This window comes from Streptomyces sp. NPDC006552 (assembly GCF_040611655.1).
In the GTDB taxonomy this organism is placed as follows: Bacteria; Actinomycetota; Actinomycetes; order Streptomycetales; family Streptomycetaceae; genus Streptomyces.
Genome location: NZ_JBEXOS010000022.1, coordinates 12,938 through 32,507, shown reverse-complemented (window position 1 = coordinate 32,507; position 19,570 = coordinate 12,938). Strand labels below are relative to the sequence as shown.

The window sequence follows — 19,570 nt, the reverse complement described above, 5'->3', positions numbered from 1 at the left end:
GGCCGACACCTAGCGTCCCGCTGTGTGAACTTTCGGTACATGGACCGAAAGAGTTTCGAGAGGCGACACCATGACTCTACGCGCACGGCTGCCGAGATCGGCCGCCGCCGGCGGGGCGGCGCTGGCCCTGCTGCTCACCCTGGCCGGCTGCGGTGGCTCCGACTCGGCCGGGGGCGGCGACGGGAAGATCCACGTCCTGGTCTACGGGGACTCGGCGAACAAGGTGGAGAAGCAGCTGATCGCCGACTTCAACAAGAAGTCCAAGGTCAAGGCGGTCCTGGACACCATCCCCGGCGCCGACTACCAGGCCAAGCTGCAGACGATCATCAGCAGCAAGCAGGCCCCGGACGTCTTCTACAACTGGGGCGGCGGCAGCATCAAGCCGTTCGTCGACGCGGGTCTGCTGCTCCCCCTCGACGATTTCATCGCCAAGGACCCCGGTCTGAAGTCGAACTTCCTGCCGTCCGTCTTCAACAGCGCCGAGGTGGACGGCAAGCCGTACGGCATACCGATGCGCGGCACCCAGCCCGTGCTCCTCTTCCACAACAAGAAGGTCCTCGACGCGGCCGGCGTCGAGCCGCCGACCACCTGGGACGGGCTGCTCAGCGCCGTCAAGAAGCTCAAGTCCGAGGGCGTCACGCCGATCGCGCTCGGCGGCGGCGACCGGTGGCCGACCCTCATGTGGTTCGAGTACCTCTACGACCGGATCGCCGGCCCCGACCTGTTCCAGCAGGCCGTCAAGGGCGACAAGGACGTGTGGGCGAGCGCCGACAGCAAGAAGGCGCTCGGCATGATCCGGGAGCTGGTCGACGCGGGGGCCTTCGGCTCCAACTACGACTCCGTGAAATTCACCGACCAGGGCTCGCCCACCCTGCTCGCCACCGGCAAGGCCGGGTTCGAGCTGATGGGTTCCTGGGAGTACTCGACGCAGCAGGAGGCGCATCCCGCCTTCGCCAAGAAGGACTTCGGGTACACCTCCTTCCCGACGGTCGCGGGCGGCAAGGGCGCGGCGGGCGATCTCGTCGGCAACACCAACAACTTCTACTCCGTCCTGAAGAAGACGAAGTACCCCGACGCCGTCGCGGAGTTCCTCAAGATGCAGTACTCGGACACGTTCGTGAAGGCGCACCTGGGCATCGGCAACCTGCCGACCACGACGAACACGGCCGACCACCTCGACGAGGCCGCGAGCCCCGACTACGCCAAGTTCCAGTACGACCTGGTGAAGAAGGCGCCGTCGTTCCAGCTGTCGTGGGACCAGGCCTACCCGCAGTCCGCGGCGACCTCGATGTACCAGGCGATCCAGCAGTTCTTCAACGGGCAGCTGGACGAGGACGGCTTCATCAAGGCGATGCAGGCCCTGCCCACGTCATGACCGGTGACCTCATGACCGGCCGGCGCACGACCGGCAGACGCCCGCGCACCTCCGCCGTCCCCGACCCCGGCCGCGTCCGCGGCTCCGGCGCCGGGGTGGGCCGCCCGGGCGTCGGCTGGGCCGTCCCCGCCGCCCTCTTCTTCGCCCTCTTCGCCCTCGTCCCGCTGATCCTGGTCGCCGTGCTGTCGTTCGCCAGCTGGAACGGTCTGACGGACCCGGAGTTCGTCGGCCTCGACAACTGGCGGCGGATCTTCGCCGATCCCGTGATGGTCCAGAGCCTGTGGCTGAGCGTCCTGCTGACCGTGCTGGGCGTCGCGGTGCAGACCCCGCTCAGCCTGCTCCTCGGGGTCTGGGCCGCCGGGCACCAGCGCAACAGGGCCGTCCTGTCCGCCATCTACTTCGTGCCGCTGCTGCTCTCCGCGGCCGCCGTCTCCGTCCTGTGGCGCGCCGTCCTCGACCCGAACTTCGGCGTACCGGCCCAGGCCACCTGGCTGTTCGGCGACGGCAACCTCTTCGGCCACCAGGCCACGGCCATCGGTGTCCTGGTCTTCGTCAGCACCTGGCAGTTCACACCGCTGCACACGCTGATCTACCAGGGCGCCGCCCGCGCCGTGCCGCCGGTCCTCTACCAGGCGGCGCAGATCGACGGGGCGGGCACCGTGCGCCAGTTCTTCCACATCACGCTGCCGCAGCTGCGCAACAGCATCATCACCTCGGGGATCCTGATGGTGGTCGGCGGCCTCACCACGTTCGACACGGTGCTCATCCTGACCCAGGGCGGGCCCGGCACGGACACCACCATCAGCGCGTACTACATGTACCAAAAGGCGTTCAAGAGCTTCGACTACGGATCGGCCTCGGCGGTCGGACTCCTCCTGGTCCTGGTCGCCACGATCGTCTCCCTCGTCATGGTGCGGCTGTCCGGCTACGGCAAGATGAACAGCCAGATGGAGGGCCTGTGACGACCCCCAGGGCGACGGCGGGCCGCCGCCGCGAACGCCCCAACTACTTCGCCGGCCTGGGCTCGCTGGTCTGGCTCTTCCTGGTCGGCCTGCCGCTGTACGTGATGCTGGTGGCCACGTTCCAGTCGCGCTCCGACTACGGCGCCAACGGCCCGCTGTCGCTCCCGCACCACTTCACGCTCGACAACTACGTCGACAACTTCAACAGCGGCTTCGGCCGGTACTTCTTCAACACCCTGGTCGTCACGGTCTGCGTGGTCGGCATCGTCCTGCTGCTCGTTCCGCCGCTCGCGTACGCCATCGTGCGCGGCACCGGCCGGCTCACCGGCGGCGTGTTCCGCCTGTTCCTGCTGGGCCTCGCGATCCCCGCGCAGGCCGTCATCGTGCCGATGTTCTACGTGATCAGCGAGGCGGGCCTCTACGACAACCTGATCGGCGTCATCCTGCCGACGGCCGCGTTCGCCATGCCCGTGTGCACCCTCATCCTGACCGGGGCCATGCGGGACATCACGCCCGAGCTGTACGAGGCGATGACGATGGACGGCGCCTCGCCCCGGCGGATCTTCTTCCGCCTGGTGCTGCCGCTCTCCCGCAGCGGGATCTCCACGATCACCGTGTACTCCGCGCTCCAGGCGTGGAACGGCTTCCTCTTCCCGCTGGTCCTCACCCAGTCCGCGGACTCCAAGGTCATCACCATGGGGCTCTACGACTTCCAGACCGAACACGGCGTCGACATCCCGGGCCTGCTCTCCGCGGTCGTGCTGTCCATGCTCCCCATCCTGATCGTCTACCTGTTCGCCCGTCGTGCCCTGGTCCAGGGGCTGATGGGAGTCGGAGGAAAGTGACCGACCACATGATCCGAGCGGACCGCGCGCCCGATCCGGCCCCCGTCCCGCTCTGGCGCGACCCGGATGCCGCCCCCGGGGACCGGGCCGACGCCCTGCTCGCCGCGATGACCCTGGACGAGAAGATCGCCCAGCTCTACGGCGTCTGGGTCGGGGCCTCGGCCGAGGGCGGCGACGTCGCCCCGCACCAGCACGACATGGAGGAGGCCGTCGACCTCGACGAGCTGCTTCCGCACGGGCTCGGCCAGCTGACCCGCCCCTTCGGGACCGCGCCCGTCGACCCCGCCCTCGGCGCGCTCTCCCTCGCGCGCACCCAGCGGCGGATCGCGGCGGCGGGCCGGTTCGGCATCCCCGCCCTCGCGCACGAGGAGTGCCTGGCCGGGTTCGCCGCCTGGGGCGCCACCGCCTATCCGGTGCCGCTGGCCTGGGGCGCCACCTTCGACCCCGGCCTGGTCCGTGAGATGGCCGCGGCGATCGGCCGCGACCTGCGCGCGGTCGGTGTCCACCAGGGTCTCGCCCCGGTCCTCGACGTCGTCCGCGACGCCCGCTGGGGCCGGGTCGAGGAGACGATCGGCGAGGACCCCTACCTCGTCGGCACCGTCGCCACCGCCTACGTCCAGGGCCTGGAGTCCGCGGGGGTCGTCGCCACGCTGAAGCACTTCGCCGGGTACTCCGCGTCCCGGGCGGGGCGCAACCTCGCCCCGGTCTCCATGGGACCGCGCGAGTTCGCGGACGTCGTGCTCGCACCGTTCGAGATGGCGGTGCGCGAGAGCGGCGTACGGTCCGTGATGCACGCCTACACCGACACCGACGGCATCCCGTCCGCCGTCGACGAGCGGCTCCTGACGGGGCTGCTCCGCGACACCTGGGGCTTTTCGGGCACCGTCGTCGCCGACTACTTCGGCATCGCGTTCCTCCAGATTCTGCACGGGGTGGCCGCCTCGCCCGGCCAGGCCGCGGGCGCCGCGCTCGCGGCCGGTGTCGACGTGGAGCTGCCGACGGTGAAGACGTTCGGCGAGCCGCTGCGCAAGGCGATCGCCGACGGCCTCGTGCCGGAGCACCTGGTGGACCGCGCCGCCCGCCGGGTCCTGGCCCAGAAGGCGGAGTGCGGGCTGCTGGACCCGGACTGGGACCCGGTGCCGGCCGCCCTCGCGGGCACCGACACCGAGCGGGCCCGGGGTACGGTCGACCTGGACCCCGCGGGCAACCGCGCGCTGGCCCGCCGCGTCGCCGAGGAGTCCGTGGTCCTACTGACCAACGACGGCACGCTCCCCCTCGCAGCGGACGCCCCCGCCCGCATCGCCGTCATCGGCCCGCTCGCGGACGTCCCCACGGCCGTCCTGGGCTGCTACTCCTTCCCCGTGCACGTCGGCAGCCGTACGCCCGAGGCCCCGCTCGGCATCGAACTGCCCACGCTGCACGAGGCGTTGGCGGCCGAGTTCACCGGCGGCGAGGTCGTCACCGCGCGCGGGCTCGACGCGGTGGACGCGGAGCGCGGCGATGGGTTCGCCGCGGCCGTCGAGCTGGCCCGCGGCGCGGACGTGGTCGTCGCCGCGCTCGGTGACCGGGCCGGCCTGTTCGGACGCGGCACCAGCGGCGAGGGCTGCGACGTCGCGTCGCTCGACCTTCCGGGCGCCCAGCAAGAGCTGCTGGACGCGCTGTTGGACACCGGCACGCCGGTCGTGGTGACGCTCCTCGCGGGCCGCCCCTACGTCCTGGGCCGGGCCGCGCAGGAGGCCGCCGCCGTCGTGCAGACGTTCTTCCCCGGCGAGGAGGGCACCCGGGCCGTGGCCGGGATCCTCAGCGGCCGGGTGCGGCCGTCGGGGCGGCTGCCCATCGGGGTGCCGCGGCAGGCGGGGGCGCAGCCGGCCACGTATCTCGCGCCGCGCCTCGGGCACGCCTCCGAGGTGTCGAACCTCGATCCCGGCCCGGCGTTCGGTTTCGGCCACGGTCTGGCGTACACGACGTTCGAGTGGAGCGGTCTCGAGGTGACCGCCCCGGTGGCCGCCACCGACGGCGAGTTCGAGCTGGCCTGCACGGTCCGCAACACCGGGTCGCGGCCCGGCACCGAGACCGTCCAGCTCTACCTGCACGACCCCGTCGCCTCGGTGGTGCGGCCCGTCCAGCGGCTCGTCGGCTACCTGCGCCTCGACGAACTGGCGCCGGGCGAGGCGGTCCGGGTCCGGGCCCGGGTCCCCGCCGACCTGGCCTCGTTCACCGGCCGCGCGGGCCGCCGGATCGTCGAACCCGGCGAACTGGAGCTGCGCCTGAGCGCGTCCAGCACCCGCCCGCTGCTCACCGCGCACGTCGCCCTGACCGGGCCGGAACGGGAGGTCGATCACGAGCGGCGGCTCCACGCGGAGCTGACGGCAGAGCGGGGGCCCTCCGGGGCGTGACGGGCCCTGGGGCCGGGGGGACGCGGAACGGGGCCGGGGTGACGCGGCGCGGGCTGGGGGGCGACCCCCGCGGGGGGCTGACGGGCGCGGGCCGGGTCTGACGCGGCGCGGCCGGGGGCTGACGCGGCGCGGGCCGGGTCTGACGGGCCCCGGACCGGGTCTGGCGCGGACGCGGGCTGGGGGCGACCCCCGCCTCGGGCCGACGGGCGCGGGCCGGGGCCCGTCAGACCCGGGCGGGGGCTGACGCGGCGCGGGCCGAGGGCGCCCCCCGCCGGGGCCGGGCCGGGCGGGGGACGGTCCGAAAGTTTTCGAAGGGCGAGCGGTCCCACCCGAAACACCGCCCGGCCGACGGCGCCGGGTCGCGGCCCCGAGGGCACGTGCTCGTCATGCGCGGCCCGCCCTCCCGGCCGTGGCGCGGCGCCGCACGGTCCGGCCTTGACCCGGCAGGAGCCCCTCCGTCGCGGTCACGGCGTATCTCGTGCGGCGCCGCGAGAACCGGCCAGGGCCCGGCGGAGCCCCACCACCGCCGTCACGGCGTATCCCGTGCGGCGCCGCGAGAACCGGCCAGGGCCCAGCGGAGCCCCTCCACCGCCGTCACGGCGTGTCCCCCTGCCAGCCGAGACGGCGTCCCGCGGCGTCCGTCGGTCCGTAGAGCGCGCGGCCTCCCGGACCGAACGCGCCGAGTTCGGTGCGCAGCGCCACGACGGCGCGCGTCTCCTCGGCGGGCCGGTCCGTGACGTCCAGGAGCAGCCCGTCCAAGGGGCCGCCCACCAGCTGTGCGTAGCGACGGCCGGGCCGCGGACCCGCGTCGTCGTGGTCCGCGCCGTACACCCTTCCCCGCATGAACTCCTGCTCGTCCATGGCGTCCACCCTCGCAGCCGCCACTGACAATCGCCCGGGGCGCTCAGGGCCGGTCGACGGTCTCCGCGCCCTCCAGGGGTGCCCGCTCCAGGAACGCCACCGCGTCCGGCACGCGCGCCCGCATGCGCCGCAGGCCCGCCGCGGTGAGCGTGCGGCAGACCGTGTCGCGTTCGGCGAGGACCTGGCGGGCGAGCCGGCCGGGGAAGTCGGCGGGGGTGAGAGCGGCGCCGGGCCCCGCCGACCAGGTCCGCAGCGGGGAGACCGTGCCGGCGGCGTCGGCGCAGACGGCGAGGCGGCCCGACTCGACGTACCACAGGACGATCCGGTCGCCGGGCCGGGCGGCCGGGGGCGCCACGCTCTCTCCCGCCGCCAGGCGCAGGGTGCCGAAGGTTTCGGCCAGGGCCGGCCGCAGCCCCTCGTCGGCGTGGCCGAACAGGTCGCAGGCGGCCAGCGGGACCGGGGCGTCGGGGTCGAGTCCGACCGCGGTGAGCAGGTCGTCCTCGCACGCCTCCAGGGCGCGGCCGAGGTCGGGGAACTCGTCGGCGGGGCGGCTCATCGCCTGCCGCGCGTCCGGGTCGGCGAGCACCATGCGCGCGCCGCGCCCGCGCAACTCCGCGCCGAGGGCCCGCAGCAGGTCGGCGGCGACGGGCTCCACGCGGCCGACCCGGGTGAGGTCGAGGACGAACCAGCCGGTCTCCGGCGCCAGTTCGAGGGCGACGCGCAGGGTCTGCTCGGCGGTCGCGAAGTCCAGGTCGCCCTGGAGCACGTGGACGCGGATGCGGTCCGGACGGTCCTCCAGGGCGGCGCGCTGGGCGCGGGGGCGGTGGCGCAGCGACCGCAGCGGGGTGCCGTGCAGGGAGCGCGGGGGCAGCGGGCGGCGCTGTGGGTCGACGGCGCGCATCAGGTGCAGCCCGAACTGGTCGGAGAGCAGGTGGCAGGCGGCGATGCCGCGCACGCTGTTGCCCTTCTCCTCCAGCGGCGGGCTGAAGACGCCGATGCCGAACTGGCCGGGCAGGGCGACGCCGATCGCGCCGGACACCCCGCTCTTGGCGGGCATGCCGACCTTGAGCATCCACTGCCCCGACGCGTCGTACATGCCGCAGGTCGCCATGACGGCGAGGACGTGCTGGGCGTGGCGCGGGGCGACCACGCGCCGGCCGGTGACCGGGTTGACGCCGCCGCCCGCGAGGGTCGCGTGCATCACGGCGAGGTCGTCGCAGGTGACGAGGGTGGAGCACTGCCGGAAGTAGACGGCGAGCTGTTCCTCCACGTCGCCGGTGAGCGAGCCCGCGTTGTGCATCAGATAGGCGAGGGCGCGGTTGCGGTCGCCGGTGGCGCACTCGGAGGCGTAGACCGCTTCGTCGATGTCGAGGGGGCGCCCGGCGAAGGCCCCGAGGCCGTCGAGGATACGGGCGCAGCGGTCGTCCGGGGTGTCGCCCGCCACGAGCGAACTGGTCACGATGGCACCGGCGTTGACCATCGGGTTGGGCGGGCGGCCGGTGCCGGGCTCCAGCCGGATGGAGTTGAAGGCCTCGCCGCTCGGTTCGGCGCCGACCCGGGCGAGGACCTCGGTGAGGCCCCGGTCGGCGAGCGCGAGGGCGAAGACGAACGGCTTGGAGACGGACTGCACCGTGAACGGCGTCGTGGTGTCGCCGCTGCTGTAGACCTGCCCGTCCAGGGCGCACAGGGAGAGTCCGAAGAGAGCGGGGTCGACCCGGCTCAGCTCGGGGATGTAGGAGGCGGGCTCACCGTCGTCGAGACCGCGCAGCCGCAGGCGCACCCCGTCGAGGAGGGCGGTGAGCGGATCGGCCGGGGCGCCTTGCTGCGTGTGTCGCACCCGGCCATCGAAACCCATCGGGGGGCGGGGTGCACCCGCTGGCACTGGCCCTTGGTCCTGCGGAGCGCCCGGGGCAGACTCCCGCCATGAGCGAGAGTGAACAGAAGCAGGATCTGCTCCTTCACCTGCAACAGGCCCGCGATGCCCTGCTGTGGAAGCTGGAGGGGCTGTCGGAGTACGACGTGCGCCGCCCGCTGACGCCGACCGGCACGAACCTGCTGGGGTTGGTCAAGCATGTGACGGCCGTGGAGCTGGGCTACCTCTGCGACACCTTCGGGCGGCCGCACGACGTGCCGCAGGGCGCTCCGGACGAGGACTCGTACGCCACCGCCGACGAGACGCGCGCGCTGATCGTGGAGCGGTACCGGCGGGCGTGGACCCATGCCGACGCAGCGGTCCGGGACCTCGCCCTGGACACGGTCGGCAGGGTGCCGTGGTGGCCGCCGGAGCGCGGCGCGGTGACGCTCCACCACGTCCTGGTGCGGGTACTCGGCGACACGCAGCGGCACGCGGGCCACGCCGACATCCTGCGCGAGGGCCTGGACGGCGCGGCGGGCTGGCGCGAGGACAACGACAGCCTGCCCTCGCACGACCCGGCGTGGTGGCGGGAGTACCGCGACCGGCTCCAGCGCGTGGCTGAGCAGTTCGGCGCGTAGGGCCCGCTCAGGGCTCGCGGTGACGCAGGAGCAGCATCGCCGCGTCGTCGTGGAGGGGACCCGCGGCGTGGTCCACCAGGTCGGTGCGGAGCCGCTCGATGGCCGCCTCGGCGTCGGGGTCCTTGAGCAGGGCCACGCGCTGCCCCAGCGGGTAGAAGTCACCGGCCCCGTCCCGTGCCTCGCTGACCCCGTCCGTGTACAGCAGGATCTGGTCGCCGGGCGCGAAGGGCACGGTGTACGGGACCGGCTGCTCGCCGCCGTACATGCTCAGTCCGAGCGGCAGCGCGTACACGGGCGGCTCCGGGAAGAGGGTGGTGCCGTCGGCGCGCACGATCAGCGGCGCGGGGTGCCCGAAGTTCAGGAAGGTGACGTCGCGGCCGCCCGCCGGCACCTCGACCAGCAGGGCGCTGACGAACCGCTCGCCCTCCAGTTCCCGGTCGACGGCGCGTGCCAGCCGGCGGCCGAGGCCGGCCAGTTCGGGTTCGTCGTGGGCGGCCTCGCGGAAGGCGCCGAGGACGAGCGCCGCGGTCTCCACGGCCTCAAGGCCCTTGCCCTGCACGTCCCCGATGAGGGCCCGCGTGCTGCCGTCGGCCACCACCACCTCGTAGAGGTCACCGCCGATCCGCGCCTGCGCCACGGCCGAGGTGTAGGAGACGGCCACGCGCAGTTCGCCGGCGACGCGCGGTACGGGCCGCAGCAGGACCCGCTGCGCGACCTCCGCGATCGAGCGGACGCTGGCCAGTTCGGCGTCGCGGCGCTCCCGGGAGGCCACGGCGAGCAGTCCGGCCGCGGTGACGCCGGCGATGCTCGCGCCGGCGATGTAGACGCGGCGGGTGCCCAGGGCGCCGTCGGCGGCCGCGAGCAGGACGCAGAGCAGCACCGCGACGGCGCCGATGCGCGCGGTGCGCCGCTTGGTGCCGACGAGGCCGGCGAAGGCCGGACCGAGCGACATCAGGGGCATGAGGCCGAACCCCGAGGGCGTCGCCAGTTCGCAGGCGACCACGAGCGCCATCACGCCGTACGGCAGGACGGGCAGAACCCGTCCGTCACGGTTCGTCGTCCCGCTCATACGCTCCCCCCGCTCGGACGTCTCACCCGTTCGGTCCGTCGGTTCATGAGCGTATGCGTGTTTTCTTGGGGCCTCATGGGGTCGGCCCGATGTCGTTACGCGATCGCAGTGCGCGGGGCCGCCGCCGCGCCGGGCCCGCGCGCGCTCACAGGTGCTGGAGCAGGGTGTGCAGCGCGGGGTTGTCGTTGGTCCTGCGCCACGCCAGATACAGCTCCACCGGTGTGGGCTCGGGCAGTTCGAGCGTGCGGAAGGTGATGCCGGAGAAGCGCATCTGCGCGGCCGCCTCCGGCACGAAGGCGATGCCCCAGCCCGCGTTGACCATGGCGAGCAGGCTGTGCACCTGGCTGAGGTACTGGGTGAGGCGGGGGGTGATCCGCGCTGTGCGGAAGATGCTGACCAGCAGTTCGTGGAAGTACCGGGCCTCGACCGGCGAGTACATGAGCACGTCCTGCCCGTCGAACGCGCTCATCCGCAGCGGCCCCGCCCCCTCGGCCAGCGGATGGCCCAGCGGTACGGCGGCCAGCAGGCCTTCCTTGATGGCGGGCCGGGTGACGAGGTCCGGGCCGGTGCTGGAGGGGCGGATCATGCCGAGGTCCAGGGAGCCGTCGGCGATGGCTTCGAGCTGGTCGCGGGTGACCTTCTCGCGCAGTACGACTTCGGTGCGGGGCATGACGGAGCGGGCGACGTCCAGCAGGGTGCCGAGCGCGGAGTAGGCGCCGGCCGCGGTGTAGCCGACGGCGATGGCCCCGGCCTCGCCCGCGGAGACCTGCTGCGCGGCCAGGGTGGCGGCCTCGGTCTGGCGCAGGATGGTGCGCGCCTCGCTCAGGAAGGTCCGCCCGGCCGGGGTGAGCCGGACCGTGCGGTTGGTGCGGTCGAGGAGCTGGACGCCCAACTCGTGCTCCAGGAGCTGGATCTGGCGGCTCAGCGGCGGCTGCGTCATCCGCAGCCGCTCGGCCGCCCGGGTGAAGTGCAGTTCCTCGGCGACGGCCACAAAACTCACGAGCTGAGCGAGCGTGAACAACGATGCCCTCCGGGTATCAGCGCATCCAAAAACAGTGTTTGACGTGGATCAATGGCCGACCTTAGCGTCAAGTCCACCCACGGCGGGCTCGCCGCTCAGCGGCGGGGCCCCGCCCGCCGTCCGCACCTGCCAGGAACACGAAGTGGTGACCATGAAGCACACAGCCGCCCCCGTCGCCGGTCTCCGAGGCGAGGCCACCCTCGACTCGATCGCCTGGATCAGGCTCTCCTCGGTCGCCCTGCCCCTGGCCACGCCGGTCAGCGACGCCAAGGTGCTCACCGGGCGGCAGAAGCCGATGACCGAGGTCGCCTTCCTGTTCGCGGAGATCGAGACGGCGCAGGGGCGAACGGGCATCGGGTTCAGCTACTCCAAGCGGGCCGGCGGCCCCGCCCAGTTCGCCCACGCCAGGGAGATAGCCGACGACCTGATCGGCGAGGACCCCAGCGACATCGGCCGGCTGTGGACCAAGCTGGTGTGGGCCGGCGCGTCCGTCGGCCGCAGCGGCGTCGCCACCCAGGCGATCGCCGCGTTCGACATCGCCCTGTGGGACCTGAAGGCCAAGCGGGCGGACCTGCCGCTCGCCAAACTCCTGGGCGCCCACCGCGACTCGGTCCGCTGCTACAACACCTCCGGCGGTTTCCTGCACACCCCCACCGAACAGGTCCTGGACAACGCGACCGCCTCGCTCGCCCACGGCATCGGCGGCATCAAGATCAAGGTGGGCCACCCGGACGGCAGGCAGGACCTGCGCCGCCTGAGCGCCGTGCGCGAACACATCGGCGACGACGTGCCGTTGATGGTCGACGCCAACCAGCAGTGGGACCGGCCCACGGCCCAGCGGATGGGCCGCGCCCTGGAGGAGTTCGGCCTCGGCTGGATCGAGGAGCCGCTCGACGCGTACGACGCGCAGGGCCACGCGGCGCTCGCCGCCTCCCTGGACACGCCCGTCGCCACCGGCGAGATGCTGGCCTCCGTCGCCGAGCACCACGAGCTGATCCGGCTGGGCGCCGCCGACATCATCCAGCCCGACGCCCCGCGCATCGGCGGCATCACCCAGTTCCTCAAGCTGGCCGCGCTCGCCGACCACCACCATCTGCAGCTGGCCCCACACTTCGCCATGGAGATCCACCTCCACCTGGCGGCGGCCTACCCCATCGAGCCGTGGGTGGAGCACTTCGACTGGCTGGAGCCGCTGTTCGAGGAGCGGCTGACGATCAGCGACGGCCGGATGCACGTCCCGGCCCGGCCGGGTCTCGGCGTCACGCTCACCGAGCAGGCCCGTGCCTGGACCAGGGCGACGCACGAGGCCGGCAAGCGGCCCTGACCCCCTCGCCTCCCCGGCCTCAGTCGGCCGGGGACGACGTCTTCGCGGCGCTGCGCGCGGGCGCCACCGCGCGGGCCGCGGAGTGCAGCGACTTCAGGGCGACCAGGAGGATCCCGATGTCGTCCAGGTAGATCGGGTCGGGCAGCAGGTCGACGGGCGAGATCGTGTAGATCACGGCGACCCAGAACAGCGCCTTGCTGCGCAGCGGGACGCCCGCGTCGACGAGCAGCTTGCGCGCCTGGAAGACGCGTACGAGGAGGTACACGGCGGCCACCAGCATGACGACGGCCGCCACCGCCGCCAGGACGAACCATGTGTGCTCATCCATCAGTCGTCCACCCCTGTCCACCCCTGTCCGGTCCTGCTCCGGGCACCCGCCCTCACGGCAGGATGGAGTCCACGTACCCGCCGTCGACCCGTACCGCACCTCCCGTGGTCGCCGAAGCCTGGTCGGAGCTGAGATAGACGACCATGTTGGCGATCTCCTCCGGCTCGATCAGGCGCTGGAGCAGCGACTGGGGGCGGTGCTCCTTCATGAAGGCGCGCTGCGCCTCGTCCCAGGGCAGTTCCCGGTCCACCAGTTCGTACACGAAGTCCTCGACGCCGCCGGTGTGGGTGGGCCCGGCGAGCACCGAGTTCACGGTGACGCCCGTGCCCGCGGCCCGCTTGGCGAAGCCGCGGCCCACCGAGAGCAGGGCCGTCTTGGACATGCCGTAGTGGATCATCTCCGCCGGCACCACGACGGCCGAGTCGCTGGCGATGAACTGGACCCGGCCCCAGCCGCGCTCCATCATGCCCGGCAGGAACTGCCGGGTGAGCCGGACCCCGGCGAGGACGTTCACCTCGAAGTAGCGCCGCCATTCGTCGTCGCTGATCTCCAGCGGTTCGGCGGAGCCGAAGATGCCGAGGTTGTTGACGAGGATGTCGGTCTCCGGGAGCGTCTCGGCCACACTGCGGGCGCCGTCCTCGGTGGCGACGTCCGCGACCACCGGCACCAGGTCGGCCCCGGGGGTGTGCGCCCGCAGGGCCGCGATGCTCTCCGCCACCCGCTCGGCCGAGCGTCCGTTGACGCCGACGCGGGCCCCCGCCCGGGCGAGGCCCGTCGCGATGGCCGCTCCGATGCCCTGGGTGGAGCCGGTGACCAGCGCGGTGCGCCCGCTCAGATCGATCCGCATGTTCCGTGTCCTTTCTCGGCAGGGTGCCGACGCTGCCACGCGTCCGCCCGGTGTCCGCGCGCGCCGCACCGCGGGGCACGCGAGGATGTGGACCGGCCGGGGGTGGAATCCGCCAACGAGGAGGTCGGCTCCGTGCTCGTCATCGTCGCGATGGTCCTGGGAGGACTCAGCGTGCTCTGCATCGGCATCACCGCCCGCCAGTGCGCGACCGACGACGTGGCGCCCGGGCCGCCTGTGGTCGCCCTGCTCGCGGCGTTCGCCTCGGCCGCGCTGCTGCTGACGGCCATGGCCCAGGGACACTGACCCGGCGGGCCCCGGCCTTGCGTCAGCGCAGGTCGTCCCCCTCGCTGACCTCGTCGACCTCGTCGACCACGTGCACGGCGGCCTCCTCGGCCGACGCCGCGCCGCCGTCGATGCCGACGTCCTCGGCCAGCATGTCCTTCTCGGCGTCCTCGTGGGCGCCCTCGTCCGGCGCCAGGAGCCGGCCCGCGCGCTCGTCGCCCACCTCGTCGTCGAGCGGTTCGCCCTCGCCGTCGCGCAGGTCGCCGACGCCGTCGCCGTCCTCGCCGCCCGACTCCAGTACCTCGTACGCGTCGACGACGGGGTCCGGGCGCTCCTCGGCCAGCCGCTCGTCGAGGCTCTCGCCCTCGCGCTGCTCCGCCGCGGTGGTGCCGGTGTGCTCGACGCCGAGCGGGCGCTCGGGCGGCGACCACCCTTCGTCGTGCGGGTCGACACCGCGGTCGCTCAGGGTGTCCTCGGCCTCCAGCGTGCCCTCGTCGTCACGCGCCTGCGGCTCGCTCGGCTGGTAGACCTCGTCGCCCATGAGCGTCTCGTCCGTCCCGTCGGTCATCCCGCGTCACCTCGTCTCCTTCTCCCCCGTCCGTACACGACCCCCGCCCCCGTCACGTAACCAGCCTGCGGCAGGTCACGCATGTCGGCCCCTTATCCGTTTCCGGCGGGCGCAATCCCGTCCGGCGAGAGGTCCTTGCCGTGCGGGACGACGACGATCTGCACGTCGTCCTCGTAGACCACGCGTCCCGGGTCGGCCGAGGCCACCCGCGTCCAGCGGACCCCGTGCGCGTCGAGGATCTCCAGGTAGCCGTGGATCCGCTCGAACAGATGCGTGGCGGACGGTTTGAACCAGGCCGCCGCGCCCGGATGGACCGCGGGATCGTAGACCGCCGGGTCCACGGTGGACGGGTCGGTGTACGCGCCGTCGTACCAGGCGTTGTTCTCCCGCCGGAACCGCTCCTGCTCCGGGCTGAGCCGTCCGGCGCGGCCGAGGTTGTTCACCAGCCCGAACAGGCCCTTGAACCGGCCGTGTTCGTCGGGCGCGGCCGCCTGGTACCGCACGTATTCGCTCGTCATCCGGTGATCTTTTCACGCCCTCCTCATTGACAGGCTCATGTCGGGGGTGATCCCGGGTCCCGGCGAACCACGGGAGGATGCGGGGCGCGGGCGGCGCTGTCCAGTCGAGTGGTCCGCTTCGGGGACAGGTGCGTACCTCTTGGGGTGGCGCTGCCCGCCGAACCCTTACGTGATCTTGCGCGGGTGGGAGGGGTGACTCTGTCGGCTTGTCCCGTCATCCCCTACCGGAACGAGGTCGTCGCATGCGCCGCACCGGATTCCTGGCCCTGGCCACCGTCCCGCTGGTCCTCGCCCTCGCCCCCGCCGCCGCGTCCGGCCCGGCTCTGACCGTGAGTGCCCCGACCGCGGGCTCCGTCCACCCGTCGGGCTCCACGACCCTGGTGACCTGGCACAACGGCACCGGGCGCGAGGTGGACATGTGGCTGGTGCACGGCACCGGGGTACGGGTGGCCCAGCTCGCCGCCAAAGTGAGCGCCGCCGCGTCGGGCGAGAAGGCGGCCGTCCTGCCCGACGTGCGCGAGGACAAGGGCTACGCCATCGAGCTCGTCGCCCGCGACGGCGGGGAGCGCGGCCGCAGCCCGTCCTTCACGGTGAGCAAGGCGGCCCAGGGCCCGCCGAGCCACCGCCGGCCGGCCCTGCCGCCCCGCCCCACGGGCTGCCTGACGCTCCCCGTCTGTCCTGGGGGTTCCGGGGCGCGCTAGGAGCGAAGCTCGACGTCGTGCCGGACGGTCCCCGACGCGGTGTCCACGGTGACCAGCTCGGCTCGCGGGGTGTGCCGGGAGGCGGAGATCACCAGCGTGTGGGTGCCCGCGGGCAGCGCCTCGACGCGGTAACGGCCCGCGGTGGCCGGCGACTTGGCGAGCCGCTTGCCGCGCGCGCTGATCACCGTGACCCAGGCGGGGCAGCCCTCAGGATGCGCGTCGCAGTGTACGCGGCCCTCGACCCGGGCGGTTCCGGCGGGCGCGGGCGCGTTCGAGGCAGCCGTCACGGAGCGGGTGCGCCGCTGCATGGGCGAGGCGGGCGCCACGGCCGTGCGGCCCTCGGCCGCGACCGGCAGACCGGCCTGTTCGGCGTAGGCGGCGAGCGTCTCGTCCAGGGCGTCGAGTTCGCGCAGCGCGGTCCCCAGGCGCCGGGCGCGCGGGCCGGGCGGGGCCGGGGCGAGTTCGGCCTCCAGCTCGCGCACGAGCGGGCCGATCCGCCGCCAGACCCCGGCCTCCTCCGGCTGCTCGCCGCTCGCGAAGAACCGGTCCAGCTCCTTGAGGGAGGCGGTGAGGGTCGTGGTGATCAGACGGGCGCGCTCCGCGAGGCGCGGTGCCAGGTCGACGTCGATGTCGGCGGCCGCGGCGAGCGTGCGGGCGTGCCCCGTCGCCGTGGCGAGGAGGGCGACGCGGTGCTCGGCGGCGGGGCCGCGCACGCCGACCGGCATCCGCACGAGGGGGCGGACGACGCTCTGCACCTGGATCAGCGCGGCGTCCACGGCGCGGGCCGCGCCGCGCAGCCGTACGGGTTCCTCCGGCCGGGACCAGCGCTGTTCCACCTGGAGGACGACCTGGGCGAGCGCGTCGACGTAGCCGCGCTCGGCCTCCTTGACGACGGTGCGGCGGGAGAGCGGGAAGATCAGCGCGGCGCAGGCGGTGGCGACGAGGACGCCGATGCCGTTGTCGAGGAGCCGCTCGCCCAACAGGTGGTTCATGCCGCTGTCGGGGGTGGTCAGGCCGTAGAGCTGGGTGAGGGCGACGACGAGGCCGACGACCCAGCAGGCGTAGGCGCGCTGCATGCCCCAGGCGCCGAAGGTGAGCCCGGCGACGATGACGGCGAGTGTCGCGTAGACGTGGTCGCGGCCGATGAGGTGCAGGACGACGATGCCGAGCACGGCCCCGATCGCGGTGCCGACCATGCGGTGGCCGAACTTGCGCAGCCGTTCGTGCGTGGTGTTGGTGCCGAACAGCGTGATCATGACGCCGACCAGGCCCCAGTAGAAGCGGTGCGGGTCGATGGCGTCGGCGATCGGGCAGACGATGGCGGCCGCGACGGCGGCGTGCACGGGGACGCGGACGAAGGGAATGGCGCGGCGCCAGCCGGACTCCGAGCCGGCCGCGAGGACGCGCCGGGCGGGCCCCGCCGAACCGGGCAGCCGGTTGTTCTCCAGGGCGACGGTGGGCTGGAAGGGGACGTCGGCCGGGCTCGCCGCGGTGGTCCGGCCCAGGGCGAGCCAGTTGGCCAGGGACACGGCGAGCGAGTCCAGGAGGTGGCCGACGCGGCGGGCGAGCACGGCGGCCTCGACGTCGTCGGCGGCCGCGGCCGCGTCGCGCAGAACCGTCTCGGCCTGCTCCTGGATGCGGGCGGCGACCGGGCGCAGCCCGTCCGCCTGGCCGAGCGGGGTGTCGCGGGCCAGGACGAGGCCGACAGCGAGGGCTTCGCGCAGCGGCGCGGGGACGGGCCGCCGGGCCAGCTCCGTGGTGGCCTGGCCGATGCCGCGCAGGGCGAGTTCGGCGTCGAAGAGGTGGCGGTGGAGGAGTTCGGCGGTAGCCGGGTCGGCGGCCACCTCGGGCTGGGCGAGGCGTCCGTCGATGGTGACGGTGGTGATGTTCAGGCGGCGCAGCGCGCGGTCCGTGCGGCGTACCGCGCGTTCGGGGTCGGCGTCGGGGTCGAGCGCGTCGACGGCGGCGTCGGCCACCCGGCGGGCCTCCACGACGAAGGCGCGCTGGGTGCGCAGCAGATCCTCGCGGGGCATGGGGTAGCAGAGCAGGAGGCGCGTGGCGAGGACGGCGGCGGCGGAGACGAGGGCGACGGCGAACGCCTTGCCGACGAGCGCGGCCGGGATGCCGGCGAGCATGCCGACCATCAGGCCGTTGAAGAGCATCATGCCGGTGATCAGGGCCATCGGCCCGAACCTGGCGAGGAAGAAGGTCAGGGCGAGCGCGCTGATCATGAGGATCATCTGCGGGACGCGCTGCCCGTTCAGCGTCGCGCACAGCCAGAGCACGGCCGTGTAGGGGAACGGCATCCACAAGATGGCGCGGGCGAGCCGGTCCCAGGTGTTCTCGGCGACCGCGAAGGCGCTCATCAGGCCCATCATCCCGGCGACCATCATGCCGATCATGGCCGGGATCTTCAGCGCCTCGGCCATCCCGTAGCCGACGGCGAGAGAGGTGACCATGGCGACCAGCGACCGCCAGCCCGCCTGGAGCTGACCGAGTCCGGGGTCGGCGGCGAGCACCCAGTCCCACCATCTGCGCGGCCCCGCGACCCGGTGGGGGGCGAGGTCCGCGGCGGCGGCCGGGTGCGGTGCGGCGGTGTCCGGCAGGGTGTCCGGGGTGGTCAACTGGGCTCCGATTCCATGGCGTGCACGAGTACGGCGATGGCGTCCCGGGCGGCTTTGACCGCGCGTTCCGAGTCGTCGATGCCGCCGTCGAGGGCGGCGAGCAGGGCCCCGGCCATCCGCTGGCGGCCGCGTTCGAGCAGGTCGCGCCCGGCGGGCGTGAGCGACGTGCGCACGGCGCGCCGGTCGTTGGCGCAGCGCTGCCGCTGGACGAGTCCGGCCTCTTCGAGCTTCTGCAGGATCACGGTGACCCGCGGCTGCGCCATGCCGGTCGCGGCGGCGAGTTCGGTGACCCGGCGCGGCCCCGCTTCGAGGGCGTCCAGCAGAGCGACCTGGCTGCGGGTGAGCGCGTAGTCGCCGGCCCGGAAGAGGGCCTGGGTCAGCTGTCCGATCCCCCGCAGGAGACCACGCGCCGCACCCTCGATGCGTGCGGCTTCGTCCGGTGGGGCCCCGGTGGGTTCGACGGCCTCCGGGGATAGATGCATATGGAAACTATATACATGTCGCATACAAACACCTAATCGCGCGCTCCGGCCCCGCCGGCCGGCGCTCTCCGGCTCCCCCGCCCCGCCCCGACGCGCCGCAGGGGCCGCACCCGCCCCGGGAACGTAGCGTGGCCGCATGTGCTGGAGCGCGACCGCCGACCTCGTGGCCGGCAGTGCGATCGCCGCGGTGGGGGTCGGCTGCGTGGCACGGGCGGCCCGCGCCCGGCCGCGGGCCCTGCCCCTGGCGGCGCTGCCCCTGCTGCTCGGCGCCCACCAGATCATCGAGGCGGCGATCTGGCACGCCGGTGGCGGCCGGGGGCCCGCCGTCGTCGCGTGGGCGGTGATCGCGCTGCCGCTCCTGCCGCTCTGTGTTCCGGCGGGCGTGCTGTGCGTGGCTCCGCCCCGGACGCGCCGACGGCTGGCGCTCCCGCTCGCATGCGGGGTCGCGACCAGCGCCGCCCTCGCGTACGTGGTGGCGACGCGGACCGTCACCGCCACGGTCCGCAGCCACACCATGGCCTACGAGATCGGCCTGCCGCACGCCGGCTGGCTGATCGCCGGCTACCTGCCGGCGACGATCGGCTCGCTCCTGCTGGCCGGCGAGAAGGGCTTGGTCCTGCTCGGCTGCCTGGTCGCGGCCGCCGCCGCGGGGTGCGCGGCGCTCTGGCGCTGGGAGTTCATCTCCACCTGGTGCGCCGGCGCGGCGGTGTGCTCGGTGGCGCTGTATGCGTGGGTGCGCCGCACCGGGACCGCGCCCGCCTCCGATTGAGCCGCCCCGCCACCCTCCGCCCTGCACACGCCACCCTTGCTACAGCCATACACGGGAGTTAGAGTCTCTAACAGAAGCGATGAGGCATCACGCCGCATCGTCCAC

At 73.5% G+C, this 19,570-nt stretch carries 19 protein-coding genes; 9 read left to right on the top strand and 10 right to left on the bottom strand.

Annotated features, from left to right (window positions below; genetic code table 11):
* Positions 1 to 70 precede the first annotated feature (70 nt).
* Genes ABZY33_RS15615 through ABZY33_RS15600 form a run of 4 tightly spaced genes read left to right on the top strand, consistent with a single transcriptional unit; the run spans position 71 to position 5,578 of the window.
* Positions 71 to 1,375, top strand: coding sequence for an extracellular solute-binding protein (locus ABZY33_RS15615; protein ID WP_356492095.1), 1,305 nt, complete (start codon positions 71 to 73; stop codon positions 1,373 to 1,375).
* The gene (locus ABZY33_RS15610; RefSeq protein WP_356492094.1) at positions 1,372 to 2,337 is read left to right on the top strand and encodes a sugar ABC transporter permease; all 966 of its coding nucleotides are present in this window, start codon (positions 1,372 to 1,374) and stop codon (positions 2,335 to 2,337) included. Before ABZY33_RS15615 ends, ABZY33_RS15610 begins: the two co-directional genes overlap by 4 nt.
* Positions 2,334 to 3,182, top strand: a complete 849-nt coding sequence (locus ABZY33_RS15605) for a carbohydrate ABC transporter permease (RefSeq protein WP_356492093.1) — start codon at positions 2,334 to 2,336, stop codon at positions 3,180 to 3,182. The genes ABZY33_RS15610 and ABZY33_RS15605 overlap by 4 nt, the downstream gene beginning before the upstream one ends.
* An 8-nt stretch (positions 3,183 to 3,190) precedes the next feature.
* Complete coding sequence (locus ABZY33_RS15600; protein WP_356492092.1) at positions 3,191 to 5,578, top strand: glycoside hydrolase family 3 N-terminal domain-containing protein; 2,388 nt, start codon at positions 3,191 to 3,193, stop codon at positions 5,576 to 5,578.
* A 594-nt stretch (positions 5,579 to 6,172) separates the two neighbouring features.
* On the opposite strand, the gene ABZY33_RS15595 is transcribed toward ABZY33_RS15600, so the two are convergent.
* Complete coding sequence (locus ABZY33_RS15595) at positions 6,173 to 6,439, bottom strand: hypothetical protein (protein ID WP_356492091.1); 267 nt, start codon at positions 6,437 to 6,439, stop codon at positions 6,173 to 6,175.
* A 43-nt stretch (positions 6,440 to 6,482) separates the two neighbouring features.
* Positions 6,483 to 8,276 (bottom strand): glutaminase A, encoded by a 1,794-nt coding sequence (glsA, locus tag ABZY33_RS15590; RefSeq protein ID WP_356492090.1) that lies wholly within the window; start codon positions 8,274 to 8,276, stop codon positions 6,483 to 6,485.
* Positions 8,277 to 8,362: 86 nt separating this feature from the next.
* Here glsA and ABZY33_RS15585 point away from each other — a divergent pair, with 86 nt between their 5' ends.
* The gene (locus tag ABZY33_RS15585) at positions 8,363 to 8,932 is read left to right on the top strand and encodes a DinB family protein (protein ID WP_356492089.1); all 570 of its coding nucleotides are present in this window, start codon (positions 8,363 to 8,365) and stop codon (positions 8,930 to 8,932) included.
* A 7-nt stretch (positions 8,933 to 8,939) separates the two neighbouring features.
* Here ABZY33_RS15585 and ABZY33_RS15580 read toward each other — a convergent pair whose 3' ends face one another.
* On the bottom strand, positions 8,940 to 10,001 hold the full coding sequence (locus tag ABZY33_RS15580; RefSeq protein WP_356492088.1) for a PP2C family protein-serine/threonine phosphatase: 1,062 nt from the start codon (positions 9,999 to 10,001) through the stop codon (positions 8,940 to 8,942).
* A 145-nt stretch (positions 10,002 to 10,146) separates the two neighbouring features.
* Complete coding sequence (locus tag ABZY33_RS15575; RefSeq protein WP_356492087.1) at positions 10,147 to 11,022, bottom strand: LysR substrate-binding domain-containing protein; 876 nt, start codon at positions 11,020 to 11,022, stop codon at positions 10,147 to 10,149.
* 151 nt (positions 11,023 to 11,173) lie between these two features.
* On the opposite strand from ABZY33_RS15575, the gene ABZY33_RS15570 reads away from it, so the two are divergent.
* A complete protein-coding gene (locus ABZY33_RS15570) occupies positions 11,174 to 12,346 on the top strand; it encodes a mandelate racemase/muconate lactonizing enzyme family protein (RefSeq protein ID WP_356492086.1) in 1,173 nt (390 codons plus the stop codon).
* A gap of 19 nt (positions 12,347 to 12,365) precedes the next feature.
* Here the strand turns inward: ABZY33_RS15570 and ABZY33_RS15565 are convergent, their stop codons facing one another.
* Both ABZY33_RS15565 and ABZY33_RS15560 read right to left on the bottom strand, forming a co-directional pair.
* A complete protein-coding gene (locus tag ABZY33_RS15565; RefSeq protein WP_356492085.1) occupies positions 12,366 to 12,674 on the bottom strand; it encodes a YkvA family protein in 309 nt (102 codons plus the stop codon).
* Between the two features lie 52 nt (positions 12,675 to 12,726).
* On the bottom strand, positions 12,727 to 13,521 hold the full coding sequence (locus ABZY33_RS15560) for an SDR family oxidoreductase (protein ID WP_356492084.1): 795 nt from the start codon (positions 13,519 to 13,521) through the stop codon (positions 12,727 to 12,729).
* A 102-nt stretch (positions 13,522 to 13,623) separates the two neighbouring features.
* Between ABZY33_RS15560 and ABZY33_RS15555 the strand changes: the two genes are divergently transcribed.
* Entirely contained in the window at positions 13,624 to 13,824 is a 201-nt protein-coding gene (locus ABZY33_RS15555) for a hypothetical protein (RefSeq protein WP_356492083.1), read from the top strand.
* Positions 13,825 to 13,846: 22 nt separating this feature from the next.
* Here the strand turns inward: ABZY33_RS15555 and ABZY33_RS15550 are convergent, their stop codons facing one another.
* Positions 13,847 to 14,371 (bottom strand): DUF5709 domain-containing protein, encoded by a 525-nt coding sequence (locus tag ABZY33_RS15550; protein ID WP_356492082.1) that lies wholly within the window; start codon positions 14,369 to 14,371, stop codon positions 13,847 to 13,849.
* A 92-nt stretch (positions 14,372 to 14,463) separates the two neighbouring features.
* Positions 14,464 to 14,889, bottom strand: a complete 426-nt coding sequence (locus ABZY33_RS15545) for a hypothetical protein (RefSeq protein ID WP_356492081.1) — start codon at positions 14,887 to 14,889, stop codon at positions 14,464 to 14,466.
* Between the two features lie 242 nt (positions 14,890 to 15,131).
* On the opposite strand from ABZY33_RS15545, the gene ABZY33_RS15540 reads away from it, so the two are divergent.
* Entirely contained in the window at positions 15,132 to 15,590 is a 459-nt protein-coding gene (locus tag ABZY33_RS15540; RefSeq protein WP_356492080.1) for a Ser-Thr-rich GPI-anchored membrane family protein, read from the top strand.
* On the opposite strand, the gene ABZY33_RS15535 is transcribed toward ABZY33_RS15540, so the two are convergent.
* Together ABZY33_RS15535 and ABZY33_RS15530 are read right to left on the bottom strand one after the other, a co-directional pair.
* Entirely contained in the window at positions 15,587 to 18,214 is a 2,628-nt protein-coding gene (locus tag ABZY33_RS15535) for an FUSC family protein (protein ID WP_356492079.1), read from the bottom strand. The two genes, ABZY33_RS15540 and ABZY33_RS15535, sit on opposite strands and share 4 nt — an antisense overlap.
* Positions 18,211 to 18,696, bottom strand: a complete 486-nt coding sequence (locus ABZY33_RS15530) for a MarR family transcriptional regulator (protein ID WP_356492078.1) — start codon at positions 18,694 to 18,696, stop codon at positions 18,211 to 18,213. The genes ABZY33_RS15535 and ABZY33_RS15530 overlap by 4 nt, the downstream gene beginning before the upstream one ends.
* Before the next feature lie 136 nt (positions 18,697 to 18,832).
* On the opposite strand from ABZY33_RS15530, the gene ABZY33_RS15525 reads away from it, so the two are divergent.
* Positions 18,833 to 19,465 carry a DUF6629 family protein gene (locus ABZY33_RS15525; RefSeq protein ID WP_356492077.1) on the top strand — a complete coding sequence of 211 codons (633 nt, stop codon included), beginning with the start codon at positions 18,833 to 18,835 and terminating at the stop codon, positions 19,463 to 19,465.
* The last annotated feature ends 105 nt before the right edge of the window (positions 19,466 to 19,570 follow it).

Bases quoted from the DNA above. Each gene is read 5' to 3' on its own strand.
- ABZY33_RS15615 (WP_356492095.1), top strand. From the start codon at position 71: ATGACTCTACGCGCACGGCTGCCGAGATCGGCCGCCGCCGGCGGGGCG.
- ABZY33_RS15610 (WP_356492094.1), top strand. From the start codon at position 1,372: ATGACCGGTGACCTCATGACCGGCCGGCGCACGACCGGCAGACGCCCG.
- ABZY33_RS15600 (WP_356492092.1), top strand. From the start codon at position 3,191: ATGATCCGAGCGGACCGCGCGCCCGATCCGGCCCCCGTCCCGCTCTGG.
- ABZY33_RS15595 (WP_356492091.1), bottom strand. From the start codon at position 6,439: ATGGACGAGCAGGAGTTCATGCGGGGAAGGGTGTACGGCGCGGACCAC.
- ABZY33_RS15585 (WP_356492089.1), top strand. From the start codon at position 8,363: ATGAGCGAGAGTGAACAGAAGCAGGATCTGCTCCTTCACCTGCAACAG.
- ABZY33_RS15580 (WP_356492088.1), bottom strand. From the start codon at position 10,001: ATGAGCGGGACGACGAACCGTGACGGACGGGTTCTGCCCGTCCTGCCG.
- ABZY33_RS15570 (WP_356492086.1), top strand. From the start codon at position 11,174: ATGAAGCACACAGCCGCCCCCGTCGCCGGTCTCCGAGGCGAGGCCACC.
- ABZY33_RS15565 (WP_356492085.1), bottom strand. From the start codon at position 12,674: ATGGATGAGCACACATGGTTCGTCCTGGCGGCGGTGGCGGCCGTCGTC.
- ABZY33_RS15560 (WP_356492084.1), bottom strand. From the start codon at position 13,521: ATGCGGATCGATCTGAGCGGGCGCACCGCGCTGGTCACCGGCTCCACC.
- ABZY33_RS15550 (WP_356492082.1), bottom strand. From the start codon at position 14,371: ATGACCGACGGGACGGACGAGACGCTCATGGGCGACGAGGTCTACCAG.
- ABZY33_RS15545 (WP_356492081.1), bottom strand. From the start codon at position 14,889: ATGACGAGCGAATACGTGCGGTACCAGGCGGCCGCGCCCGACGAACAC.
- ABZY33_RS15540 (WP_356492080.1), top strand. From the start codon at position 15,132: ATGCGCCGCACCGGATTCCTGGCCCTGGCCACCGTCCCGCTGGTCCTC.
- ABZY33_RS15530 (WP_356492078.1), bottom strand. From the start codon at position 18,696: ATGCATCTATCCCCGGAGGCCGTCGAACCCACCGGGGCCCCACCGGAC.
- ABZY33_RS15525 (WP_356492077.1), top strand. From the start codon at position 18,833: ATGTGCTGGAGCGCGACCGCCGACCTCGTGGCCGGCAGTGCGATCGCC.